Origin of the sequence: Mediterranea sp. ET5 (genome assembly GCF_023337025.1) — a bacterium.
Lineage (GTDB): Bacteria > Bacteroidota > Bacteroidia > Bacteroidales > Bacteroidaceae > Phocaeicola_A.
Window position 1 is genome coordinate 25385 of the sequence record NZ_JAMBLN010000020.1, and the last position, 26170, is coordinate 51554.

Annotated in this window: 18 protein-coding genes; 8 read left to right on the forward strand and 10 right to left on the reverse strand. The window is 55.9% G+C overall.

Annotated elements, in window-relative coordinates; all coding sequences use genetic code 11:
- Positions 1 to 219: 219 nt before the first annotated feature.
- The 4 genes from M3087_RS11685 (at position 220) to M3087_RS11700 (ending at position 8945) form a co-directional block, all read left to right on the forward strand.
- Positions 220 to 2259 carry an HD family phosphohydrolase gene (locus tag M3087_RS11685; RefSeq protein WP_249095903.1) on the forward strand — a complete coding sequence of 680 codons (2040 nt, stop codon included), beginning with the start codon at positions 220 to 222 and terminating at the stop codon, positions 2257 to 2259.
- Between the two features lie 99 nt (positions 2260 to 2358).
- Positions 2359 to 4824 (forward strand): primosomal protein N', encoded by a 2466-nt coding sequence (gene priA, locus M3087_RS11690; protein WP_249095906.1) that lies wholly within the window; start codon positions 2359 to 2361, stop codon positions 4822 to 4824.
- Positions 4825 to 5142: 318 nt separating this feature from the next.
- A complete protein-coding gene (locus M3087_RS11695) occupies positions 5143 to 5994 on the forward strand; it encodes a flagellar motor protein MotB (RefSeq protein WP_106625684.1) in 852 nt (283 codons plus the stop codon).
- Positions 5991 to 8945 carry a PEP/pyruvate-binding domain-containing protein gene (locus M3087_RS11700; protein ID WP_249095908.1) on the forward strand — a complete coding sequence of 985 codons (2955 nt, stop codon included), beginning with the start codon at positions 5991 to 5993 and terminating at the stop codon, positions 8943 to 8945. Before M3087_RS11695 ends, M3087_RS11700 begins: the two co-directional genes overlap by 4 nt.
- Before the next feature lie 169 nt (positions 8946 to 9114).
- Here the strand turns inward: M3087_RS11700 and M3087_RS11705 are convergent, their stop codons facing one another.
- Positions 9115 to 10230 (reverse strand): Fic family protein, encoded by a 1116-nt coding sequence (locus M3087_RS11705; protein ID WP_249095912.1) that lies wholly within the window; start codon positions 10228 to 10230, stop codon positions 9115 to 9117.
- A 315-nt stretch (positions 10231 to 10545) separates the two neighbouring features.
- Here M3087_RS11705 and M3087_RS11710 point away from each other — a divergent pair, with 315 nt between their 5' ends.
- Positions 10546 to 10785 (forward strand): CD225/dispanin family protein, encoded by a 240-nt coding sequence (locus M3087_RS11710; RefSeq protein WP_234395670.1) that lies wholly within the window; start codon positions 10546 to 10548, stop codon positions 10783 to 10785.
- Positions 10786 to 10909: 124 nt separating this feature from the next.
- On the opposite strand, the gene M3087_RS11715 is transcribed toward M3087_RS11710, so the two are convergent.
- Both M3087_RS11715 and M3087_RS11720 read right to left on the reverse strand, forming a co-directional pair.
- Positions 10910 to 11383 carry a low molecular weight protein-tyrosine-phosphatase gene (locus tag M3087_RS11715; protein WP_106483646.1) on the reverse strand — a complete coding sequence of 158 codons (474 nt, stop codon included), beginning with the start codon at positions 11381 to 11383 and terminating at the stop codon, positions 10910 to 10912.
- Between the two features lie 118 nt (positions 11384 to 11501).
- A complete protein-coding gene (locus M3087_RS11720; RefSeq protein WP_249095914.1) occupies positions 11502 to 13946 on the reverse strand; it encodes a heavy metal translocating P-type ATPase in 2445 nt (814 codons plus the stop codon).
- 157 nt (positions 13947 to 14103) lie between these two features.
- Here M3087_RS11720 and M3087_RS11725 point away from each other — a divergent pair, with 157 nt between their 5' ends.
- Positions 14104 to 14505 carry a DUF2752 domain-containing protein gene (locus tag M3087_RS11725; protein WP_249095916.1) on the forward strand — a complete coding sequence of 134 codons (402 nt, stop codon included), beginning with the start codon at positions 14104 to 14106 and terminating at the stop codon, positions 14503 to 14505.
- Between the two features lie 111 nt (positions 14506 to 14616).
- On the opposite strand, the gene M3087_RS11730 is transcribed toward M3087_RS11725, so the two are convergent.
- Positions 14617 to 14835: a Fic family protein gene (locus M3087_RS11730; RefSeq protein WP_249095919.1), complete on the reverse strand. Its 219-nt coding sequence runs from the start codon at positions 14833 to 14835 to the stop codon at positions 14617 to 14619.
- 8 nt (positions 14836 to 14843) lie between these two features.
- Complete coding sequence (locus M3087_RS11735; RefSeq protein WP_289551393.1) at positions 14844 to 15140, reverse strand: ATP-binding protein; 297 nt, start codon at positions 15138 to 15140, stop codon at positions 14844 to 14846.
- An 836-nt stretch (positions 15141 to 15976) separates the two neighbouring features.
- Here M3087_RS11735 and M3087_RS11740 point away from each other — a divergent pair.
- Entirely contained in the window at positions 15977 to 16402 is a 426-nt protein-coding gene (locus tag M3087_RS11740) for a hypothetical protein (protein WP_022385208.1), read from the forward strand.
- Between the two features lie 157 nt (positions 16403 to 16559).
- Here the strand turns inward: M3087_RS11740 and M3087_RS11745 are convergent, their stop codons facing one another.
- From M3087_RS11745 to M3087_RS11755, 3 genes are all read right to left on the reverse strand, one after another.
- Positions 16560 to 17099 carry a helix-turn-helix domain-containing protein gene (locus M3087_RS11745; RefSeq protein ID WP_022385209.1) on the reverse strand — a complete coding sequence of 180 codons (540 nt, stop codon included), beginning with the start codon at positions 17097 to 17099 and terminating at the stop codon, positions 16560 to 16562.
- Between the two features lie 70 nt (positions 17100 to 17169).
- On the reverse strand, positions 17170 to 18483 hold the full coding sequence (locus tag M3087_RS11750) for an acetylxylan esterase (protein ID WP_022385210.1): 1314 nt from the start codon (positions 18481 to 18483) through the stop codon (positions 17170 to 17172).
- 12 nt (positions 18484 to 18495) lie between these two features.
- A complete protein-coding gene (locus M3087_RS11755) occupies positions 18496 to 22755 on the reverse strand; it encodes an ATP-binding protein (RefSeq protein ID WP_249095933.1) in 4260 nt (1419 codons plus the stop codon).
- Between the two features lie 448 nt (positions 22756 to 23203).
- Between M3087_RS11755 and gdhA the strand changes: the two genes are divergently transcribed.
- Positions 23204 to 24541, forward strand: a complete 1338-nt coding sequence (gene gdhA / locus M3087_RS11760) for an NADP-specific glutamate dehydrogenase (RefSeq protein ID WP_022385212.1) — start codon at positions 23204 to 23206, stop codon at positions 24539 to 24541.
- Between the two features lie 103 nt (positions 24542 to 24644).
- On the opposite strand, the gene M3087_RS11765 is transcribed toward gdhA, so the two are convergent.
- On the reverse strand, positions 24645 to 25076 hold the full coding sequence (locus tag M3087_RS11765; protein ID WP_106483653.1) for an acyl-CoA thioesterase: 432 nt from the start codon (positions 25074 to 25076) through the stop codon (positions 24645 to 24647).
- A gap of 41 nt (positions 25077 to 25117) precedes the next feature.
- Positions 25118 to 26131, reverse strand: a complete 1014-nt coding sequence (locus M3087_RS11770) for an N-acetylmuramoyl-L-alanine amidase (RefSeq protein WP_249095935.1) — start codon at positions 26129 to 26131, stop codon at positions 25118 to 25120.
- Positions 26132 to 26170: the final 39 nt, after the last annotated feature.

Here is a 26170-nt window from a genome sequence, read left to right on the forward strand (position 1 = left end):
GAATCTGATTCATAGCCAAAGAAGCCGCCGACTTTTTATCATTCTTCCCTTCCTTTCGTCCCTGTCATTCATGAGGCATTCAAAAATGCAAGGTCTATCGGGAGCAGACCGGACAAGAAGGACTTTCTACTAGAGATTTCTTCATTCTCTGCGCCTCATCCTTCACCGTGTACGACTTTTTGTCTATATTCGCGCCTACTAACCTACAACTTATCAAGTATGCAACTAAAGACCTCTTCGTACAAGGATATCCTCTACAAGTGCATTGTCTACCTTGCCGCCGTCGTCCTCATCGTGTCATTTATGCCAAGCGACGGGCGGTTCAACTACCAGTTCGACAAAGGGAAGCCCTGGCGATACGGGCAACTGGTGGCAACGTTCGACTTCCCCATCTACAAGGATGAAGCGCGCGTGAAGCAGGAGGAGGACAGCGTGCTGCGCCAGCTCCAGCCCTACTTTGACCTGGATGCGTCGGTGGCCGACCAGCAGCTGCTGAAGCTGAACTCCAACAACGGCTACGCCTTCCGCCTGCCCACCACCGCCTACCTGCGCCACATCGAGCGCACACTCCGGGACATCTACCAGCACGGAGTCATCTCCAACGCCGACGCGTCGCGACTCGCCGAGATGCAGGTCAGTCAGGTGCAACTGGTCGAGAAGAACCTGGCACGTGTCATGGAGGCTGACAGGCTCCTCACCGTCAAGGCGGCGTATGAGTACCTTATCAACGCCGACACACTGCGCTACAACAAGTCCGTCCTCCAGCAGTGCAACCTCAACGACTACATTGTCCCCAACCTCACCTACGACGAGGAGAAGTCCGAGACCGCCCGGCAGGAACTCCTGGGCAGCATCTCCGCCGCACAGGGCATGGTGCTCCGCGAGGAGAAAATCGTGGACCGCGGCGAGATTGTGACCGATGACATCTACAACAAGCTGCTCTCCTACGAGAAGGAGTCGCTCAAGCGCAGCGACACGACGAGCCAGCAACGGCTCATCTGGCTGGGGCAGTTCCTCTTCGTGGGCATCTTCATGGGCGCCCTCTTCATCTTCCTGGAACTGTTCCGCCGGGACTACTTCGCCAACCGGCGCAGCCTGCTGCTGCTCATCTCCCTCGTGTCGCTCTTCCCCATCCTCACCTCGCTGATGATGGAGTACAACCTCCTGAGCGTCTATATCCTCCCCATCGCACTGCTCCCCATCACCATCCGTGTGTTCATGGACTCACGTACCGCCTTCATGGCACACATGGTGAGCATCCTGATGTGCTCCATCGTCCTGCGCTATCCCTATGAGTTCCTCCTGCTGCAGACCGTAGCGGGACTGACCGCCATCCACAGCCTGCGCGAACTGTCGCAACGCTCGCAGCTCTTCCGCACCGCCTTCTGCATCACCCTGCTCTACTGCCTGACGTACTTCTCCTATGAACTCATCACGGAGAACGACCTCTCGAAGCTCAACGCGGCGATGTATGTCAACTTCCTCATCAACGGTGTCCTGCTGCTCTTCACCTACCCCTTCCTCTTCGTGGTGGAGAAGATGTTCGGCTTCACCTCCAACGTCACGCTCGTCGAGCTGTCGAACATCAACCATCCGCTGCTCAGACAGCTGTCCGAGGTGGCGCCCGGCACGTTCCAGCACACCATGCAGGTGGCAAACCTTGCCGCCGAAGCTGCCAACAAGATTGGCGCCAAGAGCCAGCTCGTGCGTACGGGGGCACTCTACCATGACATCGGGAAGATGGGCAACCCGGTCTTCTTCACCGAGAACCAGAACGGTGTGAACCCACACAAGAACCTCACCTACGAACAGAGTGCGCAGGTGGTCATCAACCACGTGACCTACGGCATGAAGCTCGCCGAGAAGCACAACCTGCCCAAGGTGATACGCGACTTCATCACCACCCACCACGGTGCCGGAAAGACGAAGTACTTCTACATATCTTATATGAACGAGCATCCCGGCGAACCCATCGACGAGAGCATCTTCACCTACCCGGGACCGAACCCGTGGACGCGGGAACAGGCCATCCTGATGATGGCAGACTCCGTCGAGGCGGCGTCACACAGCCTGAAGGAGTACACCGAGGAGAGCATCAACGGACTGGTCGATAAAATCATCGACTCCCAGATGGCGGACGGCTTCTTCCGCGAATGCCCCATCACCTTCAAGGACATTGCCACCATCAAGGCGCTCTTCAAGGAGAAGCTGAAGGCGGTCTACCACACCCGCATCAGCTACCCCGAGCTCAAGAAATAGGAACGGACGGGGACCGCCTCGCCGACAAACTACCGGCAGCGGTCCTCCGTCATGCCGTCCGCCTGTTTCCCCCTTCACAAAAACGATTCCCTTTTGCCCATGCTTTACGTCGATGTCATCCTGCCTTTGCCCCTGGCAAACCGCTACACCTATTCCCTTCCCGAAGCACTTGAAGGACAAGTCGCCGAGGGCAGCCGCGTCATTGTGCCCTTCGGACGCAAGAAGTTCTACACGGCACTCGTCGCACGCATCCACAGCGACCCGCCCACCGGCTATGAGATAAAGGACGTCGTGGAGGTGCTCGACCCCCACCCCATCCTCCTGCCGGGACAATTCCGTCTGTGGGAGTGGATTGCCTCTTACTATCTCTGTACACCCGGCGACGTCTACAAGGCGGCACTTCCGTCGGGCATGAAGCTGGAGAGCGAGACCATCGTGACCCTCAACACCGACTACGAGCCGGACATCCCCCTCTCCGTCCGCGAACAACAGGTGCTCGACCAGCTGACGGCAGACCCCGAACAGTGCATCACCCAGCTGGAGAAACACGCCGAACCGGGGCGCAACCTCCTTCCGGTGGTCAACAGCCTGCTTGCCAAAGGGGCGATACACATCAAGGAGGAGCTGAAACGCAGCTACAAGCCCAAGACCGAGGCACGGGTGAAGCTCGGCAAAGGATTTGACACGGAGGAGCGCATCCGTCCGCTGTTCGACGAACTGGCACGCGCCCCCAAGCAACTCGCCCTGCTGATGAAGTACCTGGAGCTGTCGGGCTTCTTCAACAACGCCTCTACCCTCCGCGAGGTCAGCAGGAAGGAGCTGCTGGCACGCGCCGACGCCACTCCTGCCGCCTTTACCGGACTGACGGAGAAGGGCATCTTCGAGACGTACCAGTATGAAGTGGGGCGGCTGGACAAGGCGCACACCGCCACCATCGACATCAATCCGCTCAACGAGGCACAGCAGGCAGCCTTCGACGCCATCACCGCCTGCTTCCGCGAAAAGAACGTCTGCCTGCTCCACGGCGTCACGTCGAGCGGCAAGACGGAAATCTACATCCACCTCATCCGCCGCACCATCGAGGCGGGGCGTCAGGTGCTCTACCTCCTGCCCGAAATCGCCCTCACCACCCAGATTACCGAACGCCTGCGCCGCGTCTTCGGCAACCGCATCGGTATCTATCACTCCAAGTTCCCCGATGCCGAACGGGTGGAAATCTGGCAGAAGCAGCTGAAGCCCGAAGGACACTACGACATCATCCTCGGCGTCCGCTCGTCGGTCTTCCTCCCGTTCCACAACCTGGGGCTGGTCATCGTCGACGAGGAACATGAGACCACCTACAAGCAGCAGGACCCGGCACCGCGCTACCACGCCCGCGACACCGCCATTGTCCTTGCCGGGATGCACGGTGCGAAGGTGCTCCTGGGAACTGCCACGCCAAGCATCGACACCTATCACAACGCCCTCGCCGGGAAATACGGACTGGTGCAACTGGGCGAACGCTACAAGGACATGCAGCTGCCCGACATCCGCATCGTCGACATCAAGGAGCTGGCACGAAAGAAGATGATGAACGGGCCGTTCTCTCCCGACCTGCTCGCCGAGGTGCGCCGCGCCTTGGAACAGCACGAGCAGGTCATCCTCTTCCAGAACCGTCGCGGCTTTGCACCGATGGTGGAGTGCCGCGTCTGCGGCTGGGTGCCCAAGTGCAAGAACTGTGACGTCAGCCTGACGTACCACAAGGGACTCAACCAGATGACCTGCCACTACTGCGGCGCCACGTATGACGTCCCGCACCTCTGTCCTGCCTGCGGCAGCGTCGAGCTGGTCAACCGGGGCTTCGGCACGGAGAAAATCGAAGACCACATCCGCGCCGTCTTCCCCGACGCCAAGGTGGCACGCATGGACCTCGACACGACCCGCAGCCGCTCGGCATACGAGCGCATCATCTCCGACTTCCAGTCGGGGCGCACCCACATCCTCATCGGCACGCAGATGGTCAGCAAGGGACTGGACTTCGACCACGTCAGTGTCGTGGGCATCCTCAACGCCGACACCATGCTCAACTATCCCGACTTCCGTGCCCACGAACGTGCCTTCCAGCTCATGGCGCAGGTGGCAGGGCGTGCCGGCCGGCGGGACAAGCGCGGACTGGTCATTCTCCAGACGAAGTCGCCCGAGCTGCCCGTCATCCGCCAGGTCGTCGCCAACGACTACCGCGCCATGTACGACGAGCAGACCGGCGAGCGCACCGTCTTCCACTACCCGCCCTTCTGCCGCCTCATCTACGTCTACCTCAAGCACCGCAAGGAGGAGGTGGCTGCCCAGGCGGCAAACATCCTGGCGGCATGGCTCCGCACCGCCTTTGGCGAACGGGTGCTCGGTCCCGACAAGCCGCCCGTGGGACGGGTTCAGCTGCTCTTCATCAAAAAGATTGTCATCAAGCTTGACCTCGGCATGTCCGGCAGCAAGGTACGTGACTACCTGCTCACCGCCCAGCAGCGTCTGCTCGCCGACGAGCGTTTCCGTTCACTGACGGTCTATTACGACGTCGACCCCATGTAGGCGCGCGTGCCCATTTTCCATCCCTTCAGCTGAGCCTTGCCGTAACCATCTTGCCCGACTGCCGGGCGATGACGCAGGAATAGACAAGTGCCTGACAAACCGGGCACTTGCCTTCAGCGAGCGACAAGCCTGCCCTTAATGAACCAAAGTATAATACTTAGGGGGTCTAAGTATAATACTTAGGCAGGCAAAGTATTATACTTTGGTCCCTGTATCCCGTGCTTGTACGTTCAACCGGGCACAACATTCACAAGCTGATCCTTTGTGGAAAAGACGGAAGTTGATTATTTTCGCCGTCAGAACCAATCCATCACATCCATGAAACCGATTCTATTACCATTGGCTGCGGCAGCGCTCCTGCTGTCCGTGTCTTCCTGTGTGACAAAAGAGAAATACATGCTTGCCGAGAACGGACGGCTGGAGGCCTTGGCACGTGCCGACCGGCTGGGCAGTGAGTTGAACCTTGCCCGGACGGACATCAGCCGTCTGTCTGACCAGGTGACGCGCCTGGTGCAGGACACCACCCGACTGGGGAACAGCCTCCGTGCCTACCAGCAGATGCTTGCCGGCAACGTTGATTCGCAAGAGAAGCTCACCGCCATGCTCAACAAGAAGATGGAGCAGCTCGCCGAACGCGAGAATACCATCAACGAGCTGCAAAGCATGATTAACGCCCAACAGGAGAAGGTACAGGCGCTGCTGAACAGCGTGAAGGATGCCCTGCTGGGCTTCAACAGCGACGAACTGACCGTCCGCGAAGAGAACGGCAAGGTATACGTGGCGATGAGCGACAAGCTGCTCTTCGAGTCGGGCAGCGCCCGGGTGGACAAGCGCGGCAAGGAGGCACTCGCCAAGCTCGCCAACGTGCTCAACCAGCAGACGAACATCGACGTCTACATCGAGGGGCACACCGACAGCAAGCCCATTCACACCACACAGTTCAAGGACAACTGGGACCTGAGTGTCGTCCGTGCCACATCCGTCGTCCGCATCCTGACCGAAGAGTATGAGGTCAACCCCCTGCAGATTCTGCCCTGCGGACGGGGCGAGCACATGCCCGTCGCCGACAACGAGACCGCCGAAGGACGTGCACGCAACCGCCGCACCGAAATCATCATGGCACCGAAGCTCGACGAGCTTTACAAACTGCTTAACACCACCGACGAATGATAAACAAACTCAAACAGCGGCTGAACCAACTCTACTTCAAGGACACTTCGTTCGTCGACCTGATGACGAAGCGCATCTATAACATCCTGTTGGTAGCCAACCCCTACGACGCGTTCATGCTCGAAGACGACGGACGCATCGACGAGAAGGTGTTCAACGAGTACATGAACTTGAGCCTCCGCTACCCGCCGCGCTTCACACAGGTGTCGACCATGGAGGAGGCGTGGCAGCGGCTCGACAAGATGGGCTACGACCTGGTCATCTGCATGCCGGGCAGCGACAACAGCGACGCGTTCGACATTGCCCACAGCATCAAGAAGCGTTACCCGTACATCCCGCTCGTCGTGCTCACCCCGTTCTCACACGGCATTACCGCCCGCATGGAACATGAGGACCTGAGCATCTTCGAGTATGTCTTCTGCTGGCTGGGCAATACCGACCTGCTGCTCTCCATCATCAAGCTCATCGAGGACAAGATGAACCTGGCACACGACGTCAAGGAGGTCGGAGTACAGATGATTCTCGTGGTGGAGGACTCCATCCGCTTCTACTCGTCCGTGCTGCCCAACCTCTACCGCTTCGTGCTGGAGCAGAGCAAGGAGTTCGCCACCGAGGCACTCAACGGCCACCAGCGGACGCTGCGTATGCGCGGACGTCCGAAAATCGTGCTGGCACGCACCTACGAGGAGGCAATGACCCTCTACGAGCAATACCAGGACAACATCCTCGGGGTCATCTCCGATGCCTCCTTCCCCCGTGAGGGAGAGAAGGACCCTCAGGCAGGCGCCCGTCTGCTGGGCGAGATACGTGCCCGCGACCCGTACATGCCGCTCATCATGGAGTCGTCGGAGACGGCGAACCGTGACGTAGCCCACCTCTTCGGGGCAAGCTTCGTCGACAAGAACTCCAAGAAGATGGGGGTCGACCTGCGCGACGCCGTCTCACAGAACTTCGGCTTCGGCGACTTCATCTTCCGGGACCCCGCGACGATGAAGGAGATAGCCCGCGTGCACAACCTGAAAGAGTTGCAGAACATCATCTTCACCATCCCTCGCGAATCGCTCTACTACCACATCACGCGCAACCACATCTCGCGCTGGCTCTACTCACGCGCCATGTTCCCCGTGGCGGAGTTCCTGAAGAGCATCACCTGCGACTCCTACGAGGACATCGACGCCCACCGGCAAATCATATTCGACGCCATCGTCAAGTACCGCCGGATGAAGAACCGGGGCGTCGTGGCGGAGTTCATCAAGGAACGCTTCGACAGCTACTCCAACTTCGCCCGCATCGGAGAAGGCTCGCTGGGCGGCAAGGGACGCGGACTGGCATTCATCGACAATCTCGTGAAGCGTCACGTGGAGTTCGAGTCGTTCGAGAATGCCACGGTGACCATCCCCAAGACCGTGGTCCTCTGCACCGACCTCTTCGACGAGTTCATGGACACGAACAACCTGTACCAGCTCGCGCTGAGCGACGTGCCCGACGAGGTCATCCTGCGCCACTTCCTGCGTGCCAAGCTGCCCGACCGGCTCATCGACGACTTCTTCGCGTTCTTCGAGGCGGTGAAGGCGCCCATTGCCATACGCTCGTCGAGCCTGCTCGAGGACTCGCACTACCAGCCGTTTGCAGGCATCTACTCCACCTACATGATACCCTACCTGGACGACAAGTACGAGATGCTGCGCATGCTGAGCGACGCCATCAAGGGTGTGTACGCGTCAGTCTACTACAAGGACAGCAAGGCGTACATGCAGGCGACGAGCAACGTCATCGACCAGGAGAAGATGGCAGTCATCCTCCAGGAGGTGGTGGGCACACAGCACGGCGACCGCTACTACCCGACGCTCTCGGGCGTGGCGCGTTCGCTCAACTATTACCCCATCGGGGAGGAAAAGGCGGAAGAGGGCGTGGTCAGCCTCGCACTGGGACTGGGCAAGTACATCGTCGACGGCGGACTGACCCTGCGCGTCTGTCCTTACCATCCCAACAAGGTGCTTCAGACGAGCGAACTGGAACTTGCCCTGCGGGAGACACAGACGCAGTTCTACGCCCTCGACACGAAGAACATCGGCGAGAACTTCTCGGTCGACGACGGGTTCAACATCCTCAAGCTGCCCGTCAAGGAGGCGGAAGCGGACGGTGCGCTCACCTACATCGCGTCGACCTACGACCCGTATGACATGGTTATCCGCGACGGCATCTATCCGGGCGGACGCAAGGTCATCACCTTCGCCAACGTGTTACAGCACGACGTGTTCCCACTGGCAGACATCCTGCGTCTGGCACAGCAGTACGGTCAGGGCGAGATGCGCCGTCCGGTGGAAATCGAGTTCGCTGCCAACCTGAACGACGACCGCACGGGCACATTCTACCTGTTGCAGATACGCCCCATCGTCGACTGCAAGAAGATGCTGGAAGAGGACCTCTCCACCATCCCCGACGAGGACGTCATCATCCGTTCGAACAACTCGCTGGGGCACGGCATCATGGACGAGATGCAGGACCTGGTCTATGTGAAGACCGACGGCTATTCGGCATCCAACAACCAGCTCATCGCCTACGACATCGAGAAGCTGAACGCGGAGTTCCTGCGCGAAGGGAAGAACTACATCCTCGTGGGCCCCGGCCGTTGGGGAAGCAGCGACACGTGGCTGGGCATCCCCGTGAAGTGGCCGCACATCTCGGCAGCGCGCGTCATTGTCGAGGCAGGTCTGACGAACTACCGCGTCGACCCCAGCCAGGGGACGCACTTCTTCCAGAACCTGACATCCTTCGGCGTGGGCTACTTCACCGTCAATGCCTACCGCAACGACGGCATCTACGACCAGGCATACCTCGACTCACTGCCCGCAGTGCACGAGACGAAGTTCCTCCGCCACATCCACTTCGACCGTCCGCTGGTGGTCAAGATGGACGGCAAGAAGAACATCGGGGTCGTCATGAAGTGAGCCGGAGCACCCGTCCTCCAGGACAGGTCCCTACAAAAAGACACGGAAGCACAGCCTTTCAAAGCAGCCTGCGCTTCCGTGTCTTTCTTTTCTTCACTGACGGGAAGACGGATACCCCGAAAGGAGGAGAGGACGGAACGAGAAGAAATCAGTCTTCCTCCAACCCAAATCACATTAGACTTGGGTTCAAACGATAGTTCGTACTCCGTCCGCCGTCTTCAGCAGATATCAAGATACCTTTCGCAATGAGGTCCGTGATGTCTCTGAGAGCAGTAGCCTGTGAAGCCTTGGTTATTTTCGCCCACTTGGAAGTGGTAAGCTTCCCCTCAAACCCTTCCCAAAGGAGGTTGACCATCTTCACCTGCCGTTCATTCATGAGAATATCCTTATGCCGTTGCCAGAACTGTGCCTTGCAGACAACCTTCCGTATAGTCATTTCCGCATGAAGGAGCGCCTTTCGGATGGTCTGCAGAAACCACATGAGCCATCCCGTTATCTCAGTCGAACCCTGGGTCGTGCGTTCCAAAGCTTCATAGTAGGATTTCCGTTCGCGGAGAATCTCAGCCGACATGCTGTAAAACCTGAGCGGAAAACCATCAGCTCTCGCCAACAACATATCTGTAATCGTCCGTGTCAGACGTCCGTTCCCGTCATCAAACGGATGAATCGCCACAAACCACAAGTGGGCTACGGCAGCTTTCAGGATCGGGTCCATGGCATCGCCGTCCCTGTTCACCCAATCCAAGAACTCATCCATCATGCCGGGCACGGCATCTGAAGGCGGTGCCTCATAATGCACCCTCTCCTTTCCCATTGCTCCGGATACAACTTGCATCGGTTCACTTCCGGTCCGATAGGCTCCGACCGTAATGGGATACATGCCGCTCCGTCCCATCGGGAAGATAGCTGCATGCCAATTGAATAAACGCTCGTGACTCAGGGGCTGACAGCTGTTTCTGACGGCATCCAGCATGACTTGCACAATGCCTTCCGTATAATGGTCCGGACGAGGAAGTCCGACCGTCTCAACCCCTAAATGCTCCGCAATGGACGAACGCACTCTGTCGGAATTCAGTATGACACCTTCTATCTCACTGGAACGCACGATGTCCTCCGTCATGACATCCAGTGAAGCCTTGCTTTGGACATCAAAGCCCAGACTGCCCATCATCCCCTGTATTTTTCCTTCGAGGTTACGGACGTCTGCAAGGAGACTAATCAGCGCAGAGTCATCCCACGTAAATGCAGGCCATGTTGGATATTGCCAAATATAAATAGGTCTCATAAGCGTATCATTACCGTGCAAAGGTAAGGCTCTGACGTGAATAAGCAAGCTATTCGCGTCAAAATATGACGAGAATAGGCCCGTTAATCTCGTCACTGACTCCTCCGGGCAACCGAACCGGACTGGTAATCGATACGTGACGATGAAAAAAAAACGCGACCATGCACGCAAATTCCCAGCTCTGCATGACGCATTGTTCGCTCAAATCCCTATATTTGCGAAGAGATTAATATTTACCAATTCCTAACCATTAATCACATTATCACCATGGACTACAATCCTCTAGATTCTAAACCCGAGTGTCCGAAAACATGGATGGTCGAATCCGTCCTTGCTACCATCTTCTGTTGTCTTCCCTTTGGTATCGTCGGCATCATCAATGCCTCCAAGGTAAGCTCACTCTATGCCTCCGGTCGTTACGACGAGGCTCAACAAGCCAGCAAGGACGCCGGCAAATGGACCAAGATTGCAGCAGGAGTCGGCATCGTAGGCGGCATCCTTTATCTGCTCTTTCTCCTGATTTTCGGCTTCAGCGGCATGGCAGACCAACTCTGACCGGTCTGAAACAGGCTGTGCCTGCATCGGTTCACATACAGAGGCACAAACCTACAGGACGGATACTTCCGGGCAACTACCGGGGACTCCGCTCTGTATGTTTGTGCCTCTGCTGTTGTTTATGCTAGCGCACCTTTCCTTCCCGGATTGCCTCCAGCAGTCCGGCACAGGCGTCCTCCAGGATGTCGAGCACGTTCTCGAAACCGGATGCTCCGCCATAGTACGGGTCAGGCACGTAGTCCACCACCTTATGGACACAGTAGTCAGCCATGCGGCGTATCTTGGCTTCTTCCTCCACGCCGGGAGCACGTTCGCGCAAGTCATCCACGTTGCGGTCGTCCATCCCGATAATCAGGTCGAAGTCATAGAAATCGTCTGTCGTCACCGGACGCGAACGGTGCGTCAGCGTGTAACCGCGCCGTGCGGCATGCGCCCGCATCCGTGGGTCGGGCAGTTCGCCCTGATGATAACTCAGGATGCCTGCTGAGTCGACAGCAATCTCCTTTTCCATTCCTGCACGGCGCACCAAGGTGCGCATAATCTCTTCTGCCGACGACGAGCGGCAGATGTTCCCTAAACAAACGAATAACAGTTTCATGCCGCAAAGATAAACAAGCAATGGACAACTGGCAATGCCCGGTAGGTCTCATTGTCCAATTGCCCATTGCTTATTGTTCATTGTCAATTATCAATTGTCCATTGTCAATTGTCCATTGTCAATTGATAGAGTATCCCGCTTCCTCCACCGCCTTGCGCAGTGTCGCCAGCGGAAGTTCCTCTCCGGCAAACTCTACCGTGGCAACGGGAGGGTCGAGTGTGACGGTAGCCGTCACGCCGGGGATACTGTTCAGAGCTTTCTCTACATGCATGCGGCAGTGGTTGCACATCATGCCGCCAATGGTGTATTGCTTCTTCATAACTTCTGGTTGTTTTATAGGTTCAACATCATTTGTTTCCATCAATTTCTTTCCCTTCAGCCGCAGGCTGTTCGTCACGACACTGACACTGCTCATCGCCATCGCCGCTCCGGCAATCATCGGGTTCAGCAGAAAGCCTGTGAAAGGATAGAGCACGCCGGCAGCCACGGGCACCCCGATGAGGTTGTAGATGAATGCCCAGAACAGGTTCTGACGGATGGTGCGCACGGTCTGTGCCGACAGGCGGATGGCTGCGGGCAACTTGAGCAGGTCCGACGAGATGATGGTCATCTTCGCCACGTCCATCGCGATGTCACTGCCCTGTCCCATGGCAATGCCCAGGTCTGCCTGTGCCAACGCCGCACTGTCGTTGATGCCGTCGCCCACCATTGCCACCCGGTGACCTTCCGTCTGCAACTGCTTCACGAACGCTGCCTTCCGGTCAGGGAGCACCCCGGCACGGTAATGGCTGATGCCCGCCTGACGTGCCACGGCGGCTGCCGTGCTCTCGTTGTCACCGGTGAGCATGTATACGGTCACGCCCATCTTCTCCAGCTCCTGCACTGCTTTCGGCGACGAAGCCTTCAGCCGGTCTGCCACGGCAAGCACAGCCCACACACGCTCCTCGTCGGCAAACCAGACTACGGTCTTCGCCTCGGCTGCGTATGCCTCGGCACGCTGCAACAACTCTGCGGGGATGTCCACCCGGTGCTCATCGAGCAGGCGGCGGTTGCCTGCCAGGTAGAGCCTGCCGTCGACACGTCCCTTCACGCCTCGTCCCGTCAGGCTCTCGAAGCCTTCCACCGGACGGACCGCCTCATCGACCGACGCCGCCACCGCCTCAGCCAGTGGATGTTCGGACAATGCCTCCAGGCTACGCAGGGCAGCACGCACCCGTTCATAACCCGGCTGTGCACTGACGTCAGTCACCACCGGACGCCCTTCGGTGAGCGTTCCCGTCTTGTCTAGCACCACGGCATCCACCCGTCGTGCCACCTCCAGGCTCTCGGCGTCCTTGATGAGGATGCCGTGTTCAGCCCCCTTGCCTATGCCCACCATGATTGCCGTCGGTGTGGCAAGCCCCAGCGCACAAGGGCAGGCGATGATGAGCACCGTGACGGCTGCCAGCAGTCCGTGTGTAAATCCGTCGGCAGGAGCCAGTCCCCACCAAAGCAGGAACGCCAGCAGGGCAAGGCTCATGATGGTGGGCACGAAGATGGCGGCTATGCGGTCGACCAGCTTCTGCACGGGAGCCTTGCTGCCCTGTGCGTCCTGCACGAGCCGGATGATGTGCGACAGCATCGTGTCGGCTCCCACCTTCTCGGCTGTGAAACGGAAGCTGCCACGCTGGTTGACTGTCCCGGCATACACCCTCGCCCCGGCTTCCTTGCGCACCGCCATTGGCTCTCCGCTGAGCATGCTCTCGTCCACGTAAGAGCTGCCTTCAGTCACTGTCCCGTCGACGGCAATCCGTTCGCCGGGCTTCACCAGCAGCACATGCCCGGGCAGCACGTCAGCAATGGGGCACTCACGCAGACTTCCGTCCGTCATCACCCGAGTGACCTGACGGGGTTGCAGCCCCATGAGCTTGCGGATGGCGGTCGAGGTGTTTCCCTTCGCCCGTTCCTCCAGCAGACGCCCCAGCAAGATGAAGGCGATGATGACGCTCGACGCCTCGAAGTAGACATGAGGCTCCAGTCCGCGTGACAGCCAGAACGAGGGGAAGAGCATGTTGAAGAGGCTGAACACGTAAGCGATGCCCGTGCTCACTGCCACCAGCGTATCCATGTTTGCCGTGCGGTGACGGAACTGCCTCCAGGCATTGACGTAGAAGTCACGTCCCAACCAGCCGACGACCGGGGTGGCAAACGCCCACATGAGGACGTTGGCATGAGGCATGTCCATGAAGAACATCCCGATGACGGCGACGGGGAGCGACAGCACGACCGCCCACGTGGTGCGGAACTTCAGCCGGCGGTACTTCGCCTCGTGGGCATCCTCCACCAGCCGGTCACGGTCTGCACCCTTGTCGACCAGCAGGTCGTATCCCTCCTCCACCACCGCCTGCTTCAATTCCTGGGGCGAACACAGGTCCGAGTCATACTCCACCGTAGCCGTGGCTGCGGCATAGTTCACCCCGACGTCTTTCACTCCATGCTGCCGGCGCAGGGTCTTGTCGACCCGTGCCGCGCAGGCAGCGCAACTCATCCCCAGCACGGGGAACGTATCTTTCTGCATACTCATAGCTCGATTCTCCTGTTTTAGGTTTACGGAGGCAAAGGTACAGGGTTTTCCCGTCGTCCGCGTTACAGAATTATGGATGGGAGTTATAAGATTTCCGTTGCAAACCGCTAACTTTGGAGCGGCAGATGAGGCCAACGACTGAAGCAACGACCTGAACATGAAAGCAAACCACAAACCATACCTGTCCTTCCACCTGCGGACGGTCCTCCTCGGCGGTATCGTCGTCCTGCTGGCAGGCATCCTCTATTTCGCCTACAATCCTGCCACTTCCGCCTTCTTTCCCCGCTGTCCGTTTCTGATGGCTACCGGACTGAAATGTCCGGGTTGCGGCTCCCAACGGGCATTGCACAGCCTGCTTCATCTAGACTTCGTGCAGGCTTTCCACTACAATGCCTTCCTGGTGCTTTCCCTTCCCCTGCTCCTCCTGCTGCTCTTTGCTGAAGCCATCCGCACCCGTTACCCCGCCTTCTATGCAGCCGTCCAACGTCCGGCATACCTCCTGACCTACCTGGCACTGGTCATCGGTTGGACCATCGTCCGCAATCTCTTCGGCTTCTGATGCACGGACGGGAGGTTAAGAAATGATTTTTGCAAGAAATTTGCCGAAGTGCAGGAAAAAGACAGGCAACTTACCATGTTCCAATTCATCTTGAACTCACGTTATATTATCTTATTGCATCTTGGTATGGGCAGAATTACCCTTTTTCCATGCTATAGCCGATTCTGTTAGTCTATATCTTTGCTTTGGATGATTGGGCTGTTCAGGATACATTGGCTCAATTGCACCATCTTCCAACGTTGGAAGAAAATAGTTTTTCCGGAATGATGTACGATGTCTGAAGCCCATATTTGACATTATTTCATTCATAGTCATATAGTCTTCACTCATTGAAAGAATCATTTCTTGAACTTGAGCGGTACTTGGTCGGTAGTTGAGCGGTACTTGGTCTCTTTAGTTGCTTGCTTATCCTCCTTGTCTGTCTTTATTGTGACGGATGCGAAATCGGGTCGCTTGAACGTGATAGTTACAAAACCACCGTTGGAAGACCATGTAGGAGCTTCCACTCCTTGTGCCTGACAAGCATCCATGATACGCTTTGCACCGCTCCCCCAGTTTTCCAGATAAGTCATCCGATAAAGAGCTTCCGCCACTTTCAGGTTATGCGGATACGACTCATGATAAATCCCCTCCACTAACAAAATGACAAAACGTCAAACGAATCGCCTGAGAAGGGCCTTCCTTGGAACAAAACATGAGTTGGTGACCGGGAAGAGCCTTCTCAGGCGATTCGCAAAATACATGATGACACCCTTCTGACCATTCTTATATCCTTCTGCCTTGATTCGAATAAAAAGCAGTTCTTTCATCCACTAAAATGAAAGAGAAGCCTGCAATTTCATAATTTGAGAAATGAACACTGCACACGCAAACTAGAGGTGAAAGAAGGTGAAATTCGGTATATTGTTGCTATCTGTCGAGAAAATCAAATGTTCGACTCGCGAAACAATATTGTTTGGCGAGTCAAACAATATTGTTTGAGATGGCAAACACAAGTGTTTGATGCGTGAAACAATATTGTTTGAAGGTATAAACATGCAACTTTCAGCGTTAAATGGAATGTTTATGCGTCCAAAAGCGCATATCTATTCCTAAAAAAACCTACTTTACCTGTTTTTCCAAAAATACGCGTTAGCCGGAAAAGACAGAAATGCCGATTCTGTCAAGCAAATCCCGCCTTTTGCTTTCTTTCCGTTTTGCGGAATCTTTACATCAGGGGAGAGGCTGTTCTGTCATCTCTCCTATTGCTTTTTCCAAAAAGAAAAATAACTTCCGGTTATCTTTACCAGACACGAAAGAAAACTCGTACATTTGCGAAACAACCCTGTGAAGAATACGGAAATTTATGCAATTCCAATCCCGTTTCCTTCACGATTCATTCTCAATTCCTAAAGACTTTATCCGGCGCGATACAGTGTAATCTATTTTTATTTATATTTGCGGACAAGATAACCATTCACAATTCATCATCATGAAAATCTTATCACAAATCACCCTGTTGCTTTGCCTTCTTTTCGCTGTAGGGTGCAGCGATGACGATCCCCAATACTCTATTCGTCCGTATCACCTCGATGAGGATGTCCGTCTGCAAGCCGTTCAAAAGGAACTGGTGACCATCAACGATGAAGCTTCCTTCAAGGCGCTGTTTGAGTCCAATGCTCCGGAATCCGGCATTGACTTCAGCAATTCTTCCCTTGTATTCGTGTGGGGAGAGACCTCGGGTGAACTGGTTGATGTGTTCAAGGAAGTGCTTCCGCGTGCCGAAAACTACCTCCTGAATGTATCCGTCACGACCAGCAGCCATGTTTCTGCAACACGCACCTGGTTCGTCGGCTACATCGTCCCGAAATTCAAGGCTGCCAACTTCACACTGCAGCTGTCTGAACACAGCCTCTGAGAATGTGACGGACGGCTGACAAGGAAACAGGTTCCGCCAACTTGTTCCGATACATAATAAAAGAAGAAGGAAGTACCTGAGCCCCTGTGGCATCCGGTTCTTCCTTCTTCTTTTTTTGCACATCTGCTTCCGTCGACTGACGGCAAGTGAATCGTCATCAGACTGCATCCAACGGCTTGCGCAGGTTCTTCTTCTCCTGTTTGAAGCGGCTGGGAGTCATTCCCGTGACACTCTTGAACTGTGCACTCAGGTGGGCAGTGCTCGAATAGTTCAGCAGGTCGGCAATCTGGCTGAGCGACAGTTCGTCATAGACCAGCAGCTCCTTCACGCGCTCGATTTTCTGGGCGATGAAATATTTCTCGATGGTCGTCCCTGTCACCTCCGAAAAGAGCTTGCTCAAGGCACTGTAATCATGGTGCAGATGCTCCGTCAGGTAGTCTGACAGGTTGGTGCGGAGTGCACTGTTCTTGTGATGCACCAGGTCAATGACCAGATGGCGCACCTGCTCGATGAGCTGCATCCGTCGGTCATCCAGCAACTCGAAGCCCAGTGCCTCCAGCTCCCGACGCAACTGTTCCACCGATGCCTCGTCGGGCACCTCGCCAACCACCGCCTTCCCCAGTTCCACATGGAGCACGGTGAAGTGCAACCGTCCCAACAGCTGTTCCACAGCCATGATGCAACGGTTGCACACCATATTCTTTATGTAAAAGGTTGTTCCCTGCATACGCTTTCTGTCCGGAGAGGTTGTGCCTCTGCCGCCTTTCCTATTTCAAGTGTTTCTTTATCCAGTCCAGGTGTCCGCGCTCAGTGGCGTCGGAAGTCCAATGCTCGTTGATGGGTGTGACGAGTGCCTCCTTGGGAGCCGTGATGACGTTGTAGACCGCATAGCTGGTAGTCGGCGGACAGGTGTTGTCGTTGTATCCCCACGTCATGTAGGTCGGCACGGTCAGCAGACGGGCAAAGTTCACCACGTCGTAGTAAGCCATGGTCTTCTCCTTCTCCGGCGTGTCCATGCCTGTGAATTTGGTCTTGAAGTGCGGATACCCTCCGGTGCGTCCGGCACGGTAGCCTGCCATGTCGCTCAGTGCCGGATGGTTTGCCACACAGGCAGTCACCTTCTTGTTCAGGGCAGCCGTCACGATGGCAAGTGCGCCACCCTGGCTGCCTCCCTGGAGGACAGCGTTCTTGCCGTCCCACTGTGGCAGCGACGTCAGGAAGTCAATGCAGCGCGAACAAGCCAGATAGACCCGTTTCATGTAGTAGCTGTCGCGGTCGTCCAGCCCGTTGCAGAGGTAGCTGTTGTTCTTGGAGCCGAAGGCATTGCTGACTTCCTTGTAGGCATCGGCGCCCAGGTCGGGGCGTATGCCGTGAATCTCAATCTCCAGGCGGATGCATCCCTCCTCGGCATAGTAACGGTGGCGCGTCGGGTCCTTGATGGGTTTGATACCTGCCCCCGGCGGACAGAGCACCACGGGGTATTTGCCTTCCGCCTTCGGGATGAACAAGTAGCCGTAAACGTAGTTCCCCGGACGGACACACTGTAGCTTCAGGAGGTAACAGTCCACCTTGTCGTTGGCATACTCGGGTGCAGGAGTCAGCGAATGAACCATCGGACAACGCTCCGCCTCGTCCAGTGCCTGCTGCCAGAACTCACGGAAGTCGGCAGGCAGCTGGGTGTACGGCTCAATCTTCTCGGGGGAGAAACCCACCTTGACATGATGACGGTAAGTCACTCCGTCCACCTTCGCCGTGAGACGACAGTCACGGAAACCGGGAGTCTTCATGGTGCCCATGTCGATGGTGGCACGACCATTCTTCAGCGTGACGGTCCCTGTCTTGTCGGCAGGCATAAGGTCGCCTCCCAACTCATATTCCACCACCACGCCATCCCGGGGAATGCCGTACTTGTAAAACTGCACCTCTACCTTCGCCTTTTCCCCCGTCCGGTATACCCAGTCGGCATGGTCGGGGACCGTGACCCAAAGTACATCGCTACGATAAGGATAATTCTCTGCTCTCAGCGCCGGAGCGCACCAGAACGCGATGGAGAGCAACACCGCAAACAAGATTTTCGTCATAATAGTGTGTGTTTATTTAGTTAGATTGGGTTGTATCCGTTCCCTGTACTCGGTCGGTGAGCAGTCCATGATTTTGCGGAAGGTCCGACTGAAGAACTTCGGGTCTTTGAAGCCGGTCATGAACGCCACCTGCTGGATGGTGTAACTGCCCGACTCAATCAGCTGACAGGCACGCTTGATGCGTATGTCGCGGAGGAAGTCGATGGGCGACAGCCCCGCAATGGTCTTCAGCTTGTTGTAGAATGCCGCACGGCTCAGGTTCATCGAGTCGGCTATCTGTTCCACCTTCAGGTCCGTGTTGCTCATGTTCGTCTCGATGAACGCCATCAGGCGTTCCATGAAGTCGCGGTCATAGGAGGTCAGGTGCAGCTCCGACGGCTGGAAGTCCGCCTGCTCTCTCTTCATCAGCTCGGTACGCACCAGCTCCTGCCACTGCTTCCGCTTAAGCAGGAGGTTCTGTATTTTCGCCTTCAGGTAAGAGGCGCTGAATGGTTTTGTCACATAGTCGTCGATGCCCTGCTCCAGTCCCGTGATGCAGTCCTCCGGAGCAGACTTTGCCGTAAGCAGGATGATGGGTGTGTGGCAGAGCGACGGGTCCTCCTTGATGTGACGCACCATCTCCATGCCGTCCATGACAGGCATCATCACGTCGCTCACAATCAGGTCGGGCGACTGGGCACGTGCCTGCTCCAGTCCTTCACGTCCGTCGGCTGCCAGCCAGACCCGGTAGTTCTCCGAGAGGATGCTGTTCAGGAACAGACGGAGTTCTTCGTTATCCTCGACCACCAACACCGACAGGGTGTCGTCCTCGGGTTGCCCTTCCGATTCTTCCTTTTCAGCCGACGCCTCCCCACCGGCAGGTGCCACTGCACGGTCCGGCAGGCTGTCCGTCAGGAGGAACTCGGTGTGCCCGTCCTTCTCCAGATGAGCCCGTCCCTTCAGCAGGTGGACAGTAAACACCGACCCTTCGCCCGGCTTACTCTTCACCTCGATGGTCCCGTGATGCAACTCCACAAACTCCTTGACCAGCGACAGCCCGATGCCCGACGAAGGTTGCGACCAGCTGCGACTTGCCAAGGTCTCGAAGCGTTCGAAGAGGTGGGACAGCTTTTCTTCCGAGATGCCTGTCCCGGTATCGCTCACCGAGAGGTCCACGGTCTTTTGTGTCTCCGTCAGCCGAAGCACGACAGTGCCTCCGTCGTCCGTGTACTTGAACGCATTCGACAGGAGGTTGTAGCATATCTTCTCCAGCTTGTCACGGTCCACCCACAGACGCAGTCCGGGCATGTCGTGCTCGAAGCGGTACGTCATCCGGTGTTCTCCTGCCAGCAGACGGAACGAGTCGGCAACCCGTGTGAGCAGGGAGACCACGTCCGTCTGCTCGACCACCAGCTTCATCTTCCGGCTCTGAATCTTGCGGAAGTCCAGCAACTGGTTCACGAGCCTCAACATGCGCTTCACGTTCCGCTGCACCAGTTCCAGGTGGGCACGTGAAGTGGCGGACAAGCCGTCTTCATGTTCCAGCACCTCATCCACCGGACTGACAATGAGTGTGAGCGGTGTACGCAGTTCATGGGAAATGTCTGTGAAGAATCGCAGCTTCACCTCCGCCAGCTGTTGCTCCACGTCGACCTTATGCCGCAGGCGGTAGATGTAGAACAGGATATAGGCCACCAGCAAGGCTGCCAGGATAAACAGCACCACATACAGCACCATCGCCCAGGGAGTCTCCCAGAACGTCGGTTCGATGATGACCTCCAGCCGTTTCACCTGCGATGTCCATACCCCGTCGCTGTTGGTGGAGCGGAGTTCGAACACATAGTTGCCCGGCGGCAGGTTGTTGTAGTTTGCCGAACGGAGTGTCCCACAATAGTTCCAGTCCTTGTCCAGCCCATCAAGGCGGTAAGCATACTGGATGTCGGAAGCGTTTGCATAGTCCAAAGCTGCAAAATAGAAGGTCAGCGAACGTTCGTCGGGGGACAGGCGGATGTGGTTGATGTTGTCGAGGGATATGGACTTGGACTGTCCCCGGATGCGCAGCCCTGTAAAGACCAGCGGCGGTGTATAGGTCTGTTCACGCAGACGGTCGGGAGCTATCACCAGCACGCCGTAATCGGTAGTGCCAAAGAGCAGGCGTCCGTCGGACAGACAGACCGGTGCCGCCTCGGAAAAGAACACCTCGTTGTGGAAGAACGAACTGCCGTAATACTCCTGCTGTCCACTCCCGCGATTGCTGCGTATGAGGTAGTTCTCGGTGACAAACCAGGTATCGCCTCCGGGCACGCCCAACGACGAGAGTGCCAGGTCGGACATCCACCCGTCGCGTACTCCCATCGCACGGAAACGGAGTGTATCTGCCAACAACTGTCTCGACATCACCCGGTTGAAGCCTCCGGTAGAAGTGGCAATGTAGACACTGTCACCGGAAGCACCGACCTGCATCACTTCGGTACAGGTCATTCCGTCGGCACGGTCATACTCGGCGGTATGCAGACGGAACTTGATGGCCTCGGGACGGTCAAAGTCCGACGAGAATGCCAGCAGTCCTTCGGAAGCTCCGGCAAGCAGGACGCCACCCGGCATTTCGGTAATGGAACGAATCTTGGACTTTGCGTACGGATAGGGATAGTTGCGCAGGCGGTTGCCTCCGTGGATGAAACGATAACGGTCGCCATCCTGCTCCAGCAGGTTCAGTCCGCCCTGGTAGGCTCCCACCCAGATATGTCCCTTCCGGTCCTGACAGAGTGCATAGATATCATTGCTGCTCAAGCTGTATTCGTCATCAGGACGGGACAGGAAACGCCGCAAGGCATAAGCTTCCCCTGCGGGGACTGCACGCACCAGTCCCTGTCCTCGCGTACCCAGCCACAGGATTCCCCCGGCATCCTGCATCATGCAGTAGACATTGCCGATGAACTTGGACGGAGCTGTGGTCAACCGTCCGGTCGTCGTCAGGTAGAGAGGCGGAAGGTCCAGCCGTTCCCCACGATACATACGCAGGTAACCATCCTTGGTACCGACCCACAGGTTCCGTTCCCGGTCAGTAAAGAGGCAACGTGCCTCGACCGTCCCCAAGCCAGGCAGGTAGTCCACGTTGTCATGGAAGAAAGTCACGTGATACAGGTTACGCGGTCCCCCGTACCAGATGTTTTTCTGACGGTCGACGAGGTACACACGGACCGTATTGGTCAATAAAGAGCCATCGGGATTGGTATAAGGCCTGAGTTGCCGGGCTTCCGGGTCATAACAGGACAGATAGCCTCCCCGGGGATATACACGCACCAGTCCCCTCTCATCCTCATAGACAAAAGGATGCGCAGTCTCGGACAAGTCACGGGACACGGACGGCAGCAGGGTCGTACAGCGTCCGTCGGTCAGCTCATACATCACCACGCCGGCTGAAGGGGTGAACATCCACAACCGCCTGGAGGAGTCCTTGAACACCGACAGAACGTCAGCGACGGGCTGCGCCGCCGAACGGATGTCGACCATCTTCATCTTCCCGTCGGGAATACGTACGAGCAGCAGCCCGGCATCCGTTCCCACCGTCAGCAGGGTGTCGGAGATGGCTTTCATCTGATACACACGGCTCACTCCCGGAGCACGGTCCATGAAGCGCACTCCCTTTGCCGTGAACTCGGCAAGCTGACCATCGGACGAGATGAGCCATTTGCGCCCGATCTTCTCGGTCATGTAGCGGAAGGGAAAATCACATTCAATCCGTTTCTTGCCAATCAGGTTGATGCCCTTGTCCGTGAGCACCCACTCATCACCGTCGCTGTCAGCCTTCACTTGCGAGACAGCACCGGCATGCCACCCCTTGGTATCGGCATCATAGACACGGATGGCCTGTTCCGTCCCCAACTGTTTTTCATCCACCCGCACACACACTTCCCCGTCGCCCGAAAGCAACCAGGTGACGCCGGTAGGCAGGCAGACAATCTTATCGAAATGCAGCGAGGGGATATCTTTCAGGTAGGGACCCAGCACGTCGATGAACGTCGAAGTCTGGATGTCGAACAAATAAGCACAATGCTCCTGCGTCAGGCACCAGATGTCACCCGACGCGCTCTCCTTCAGCTCCACGAAACGGTTGCTGGACAACACGGCTCCCTCCCCCGGATGTGACTTAAAGGAGGTGAACACATACCCGTCATACTTGTTCAATCCGTTCCAGGTGGAAAACCAGATGTATCCGTTGCGGTCCTGGATAATGTCCTGCACAATGCCCTGCGACAGTCCGTCGTTGACCGAGAAACAACGCTCGCTCATGTTGTCCTGCGCCCGAACAGCTGCCGCAACAAAAAGACACCACACATATATTATATAAGGTAGGAGGCGGTTCATGCTATACTCTTTATGTTAAGAGCACAAATTTAAGAAAGATTCTCGGTGCGGGGATTTCTTTCCTCCAAAAACTTCCGGAGGAGATGCACTGCTCCTCAGCCGCGAATCAGGACAGGCAGCTTCCGGCACATCGGCTGACAAAGAAATGAGCCGAATGAAGCCCTCGTTTCAGTGCTCACTGTACACCCATTCCACCGGAAACGCGGAAATCCATTTATAAAACAGTGTTATAAAACAGCTTTATCGACCCAAACTAACATTTTATCAAAAAAGAGAGAAATTTCAGGCAAAAAGTTTTGGTTCATTCCCAACAAGCCCTATATTTGCAGACATAATGATTACATTTTATCATTAACCTATAAACAGAACTACCATGAATATTGAAAACATCATGGCTTCCTTGGAAGCCAAACACCCGGGCGAATTGGAATATCTGCAAGCCGTGAGAGAAGTGCTCATGTCTATCGAAGATATCTACAACCAACATCCTGAATTTGAAAAAGTGAGCCTTATCGAACGCTTAGTGGAACCCGATCGCATTTTCACCTTCAGAGTTCCTTGGGTAGACGATAATGGTAAAGTTCAAGTAAACCTCGGTTACCGCGTTCAGTTCAACAACGCCATTGGCCCGTACAAAGGCGGTATCCGTTTCCACGCATCTGTCAATTTGTCAATTCTGAAGTTCTTGGGCTTCGAACAAACCTTCAAGAATGCCTTGACCACATTGCCTATGGGCGGTGGCAAGGGTGGTTCAGACTTCTCTCCGCGCGGTAAGAGCGACGCTGAAGTAATGCGTTTCTGCCAAGCCTTCATCCTCGAATTGTGGCGTCACCTCGGTCCTGACATGGACGTTCCCGCCGGCGACATCGGCGTAGGCGGTCGCGAAGTGGGCTATATGTTCGGTATGTACAAGAAGCTGACCCGCGAATTTACAGGTACATTCACCGGTAAGGGATTGGAATTCGGTGGTTCACTGATTCGTCCTGAAGCAACCGGTTTCGGCGGCTTGTATTTCGTAAACCACATGCTGCAAACCAAAGGCATTGACATCAAAGGCAAGACTGTTGCCATCTCCGGTTTCGGTAACGTGGCTTGGGGTGCTGCAACCAAGGCAACCCAACTCGGTGCCAAAGTAGTCACCATCTCCGGTCCTGACGGTTATGTATATGACCCGGACGGCATCAGTGGCGAAAAGATTGACTATATGCTCGAACTCCGTGCTTCGGGTAACGATATCGTAGCTCCCTACGCAGAGAAATATCCGAATGCCAAATTCGTAGCCGGACGTCGTCCTTGGGAAGTGAAAGTGGACATCGCTCTGCCTTGCGCAACCCAGAACGAGCTGAATGGAGAAGACGCCAAAGCCTTAATCAATAACAATGTGACTTGTGTAGGTGAGATTTCCAACATGGGATGTACGCCGGAAGCTATCGACGCTTTCATCGAGCATAAGATCCTCTACGCTCCGGGTAAGGCAGTCAATGCCGGTGGTGTTGCCACCTCGGGCTTGGAAATGAGCCAAAACGCAATGCATATTAGCTGGACTGCTGAAGAAGTAGACCGCAGACTTCACGAAATTATGGGTAACATCCACGCACAGTGCGTGAAGTATGGTACACAACCTGACGGTTACATTAATTACGTGAAGGGTGCAAACATTGCAGGCTTCATGAAAGTGGCTCATGCAATGATGGCACAAGGAATCGTTTAATAATAGAATCTCGTTTAGTTGTATTTGTATTTTGTATTGTAACATGCTGCCCATCGCCTGCGAAGGTCATGGGCAGCATTTTTTTATGTTCATCATTCACTGCTCATCGTTCATCGGACAACGCCTCTACCGTCGTCCCCTCAAAACGGGCAATCGCCTCCTTCCATGCCTGCGGAATGGGGATGGCCTGCTGCGTCTCGACATCGAAAGCGACCATCACCGTGCGGCATTCGCATTTCACCTCCCCGCTGTCTTCACATACGGCACGTTGCCACAACACAAAGCTCTTGTTGCCCAGATGGACCGTCGAGGTTTCAATCGCCAGCCGGTCGGTAAAGAATACGGGAGCAAAGAAGTTGGCATTCAGGTTGGCAACGACCATCGACGTACGGCGATAATCCACACGTTCGCCCAGGACATCGCGCATATAGGCAGTCTTGCCCAAATCATACAGGGAGAAATAAACGGAATTGTTCACGTGCCCCAGTTGGTCCACATCACTGAAGCGGAGTTGTACGGGATAAGTATGTTTCATTGTTCTTTTCTTTAATCAGAAGGTGAGGAGTTAACAGGAGGCTATTGCTTCACATCTTTCACGAATCCGTCCTTCAACCACTTGGCAAGGGCTTCCCGGTTGGAGCTGTCAATCAGACGGCGCAAGTCAAACTGGTTCTGTATGTTTCCCAGTTCCACAAAGACAGAGACCGGCGTGGTGTTCCGCAGCACATACAGTCCGCGTTCACTCACCGTCCCCGTAAATCCGCGGTTCGGCTGATGGATGCCATACTTGGTCTTGAACGTGGAACGCATGGACGTGGCCAGCCGTTTGCCCAACTTGCTTCCAGCAGAATGATAGAAATAGACATCCATCTGCTTGCCCTTTCCCTGACTGTCGACATGGATGAAGATGGCACGGCAATAGCTGTACTTCTTACGGTCGCGGGCATAGAGTGCATTGATTTTGTCACAACGCTGTTGCAACCGGCGCACCTGGTTGAGAGGAATCGGGTCGCCCATGCACGTCTCCCGTTTGCTGTTCGACAAGTAGGCATCGTTGCGTATGCCGTCCTTCGCATCGCGGATGATGATACGCACGTCTGCCCCTTCCTGCAACAGGTAACGCGCCAGACGCAGAGCGATGTCGTAGGCATATTCATCCTCATGGAGTTCATGTTTCCCTACGCGTCCGATGGCACCGGGGTCAGGACCGCCATGACCGCTCACCACATAGAAACAGCAGCCTGCCAGGCGGTTGGAAGTGACCTTCACGTCATCAAAACGCTTGCCGAACAACGGCTCGTTGACATACGAACGGCGCGACTTCCGCTTCCCTTCCGCTGCACTCTCCAACGGAGGAATGACATAAGAGACACCCAGACGAAGCTCCCGGCTGCGCCCCAGCTTGTCGCGGTTCAGTTCTATAAAAGCAGCATAATACTTGCGAGGCGAACGCCCGTGACGCTGGAGAAAAGTGGTGATGCCTTCCCCCCGACGGGGCACATCCTTCTGTTGCGCCTGCACGGCCATCGCCGAAAAGCACAGCAACAGCAGGAAGAGGGGACGGACGAGATAACGGTTCAAAGCTTCCATCAACTAAGGTTTTCGGTGTCTTTTAAATTTATACCGCGG

Excerpts from the sequence above, each read along its gene's own strand:
- M3087_RS11765 (WP_106483653.1), bottom strand. The coding sequence starts at position 25,076 with ATGAAACATACTTATCCCGTACAACTCCGCTTCAGTGATGTGGACCAA.
- priA (WP_249095906.1), top strand. The coding sequence starts at position 2,359 with ATGCTTTACGTCGATGTCATCCTGCCTTTGCCCCTGGCAAACCGCTAC.
- M3087_RS11720 (WP_249095914.1), bottom strand. The coding sequence starts at position 13,946 with ATGAGTATGCAGAAAGATACGTTCCCCGTGCTGGGGATGAGTTGCGCT.
- M3087_RS11770 (WP_249095935.1), bottom strand. The coding sequence starts at position 26,131 with ATGGAAGCTTTGAACCGTTATCTCGTCCGTCCCCTCTTCCTGCTGTTG.
- M3087_RS11710 (WP_234395670.1), top strand. The coding sequence starts at position 10,546 with ATGGTCGAATCCGTCCTTGCTACCATCTTCTGTTGTCTTCCCTTTGGT.
- M3087_RS11695 (WP_106625684.1), top strand. The coding sequence starts at position 5,143 with ATGAAACCGATTCTATTACCATTGGCTGCGGCAGCGCTCCTGCTGTCC.
- gdhA (WP_022385212.1), top strand. The coding sequence starts at position 23,204 with ATGAATATTGAAAACATCATGGCTTCCTTGGAAGCCAAACACCCGGGC.
- M3087_RS11750 (WP_022385210.1), bottom strand. The coding sequence starts at position 18,483 with ATGACGAAAATCTTGTTTGCGGTGTTGCTCTCCATCGCGTTCTGGTGC.
- M3087_RS11745 (WP_022385209.1), bottom strand. The coding sequence starts at position 17,099 with ATGGTGTGCAACCGTTGCATCATGGCTGTGGAACAGCTGTTGGGACGG.
- M3087_RS11715 (WP_106483646.1), bottom strand. The coding sequence starts at position 11,383 with ATGAAACTGTTATTCGTTTGTTTAGGGAACATCTGCCGCTCGTCGTCG.
- M3087_RS11730 (WP_249095919.1), bottom strand. The coding sequence starts at position 14,835 with ATGAGTGAAGACTATATGACTATGAATGAAATAATGTCAAATATGGGC.
- M3087_RS11725 (WP_249095916.1), top strand. The coding sequence starts at position 14,104 with ATGAAAGCAAACCACAAACCATACCTGTCCTTCCACCTGCGGACGGTC.
- M3087_RS11705 (WP_249095912.1), bottom strand. The coding sequence starts at position 10,230 with ATGAGACCTATTTATATTTGGCAATATCCAACATGGCCTGCATTTACG.
- M3087_RS11685 (WP_249095903.1), top strand. The coding sequence starts at position 220 with ATGCAACTAAAGACCTCTTCGTACAAGGATATCCTCTACAAGTGCATT.
- M3087_RS11755 (WP_249095933.1), bottom strand. The coding sequence starts at position 22,755 with ATGAGCGAGCGTTGTTTCTCGGTCAACGACGGACTGTCGCAGGGCATT.
- M3087_RS11700 (WP_249095908.1), top strand. The coding sequence starts at position 5,991 with ATGATAAACAAACTCAAACAGCGGCTGAACCAACTCTACTTCAAGGAC.
- M3087_RS11740 (WP_022385208.1), top strand. The coding sequence starts at position 15,977 with ATGAAAATCTTATCACAAATCACCCTGTTGCTTTGCCTTCTTTTCGCT.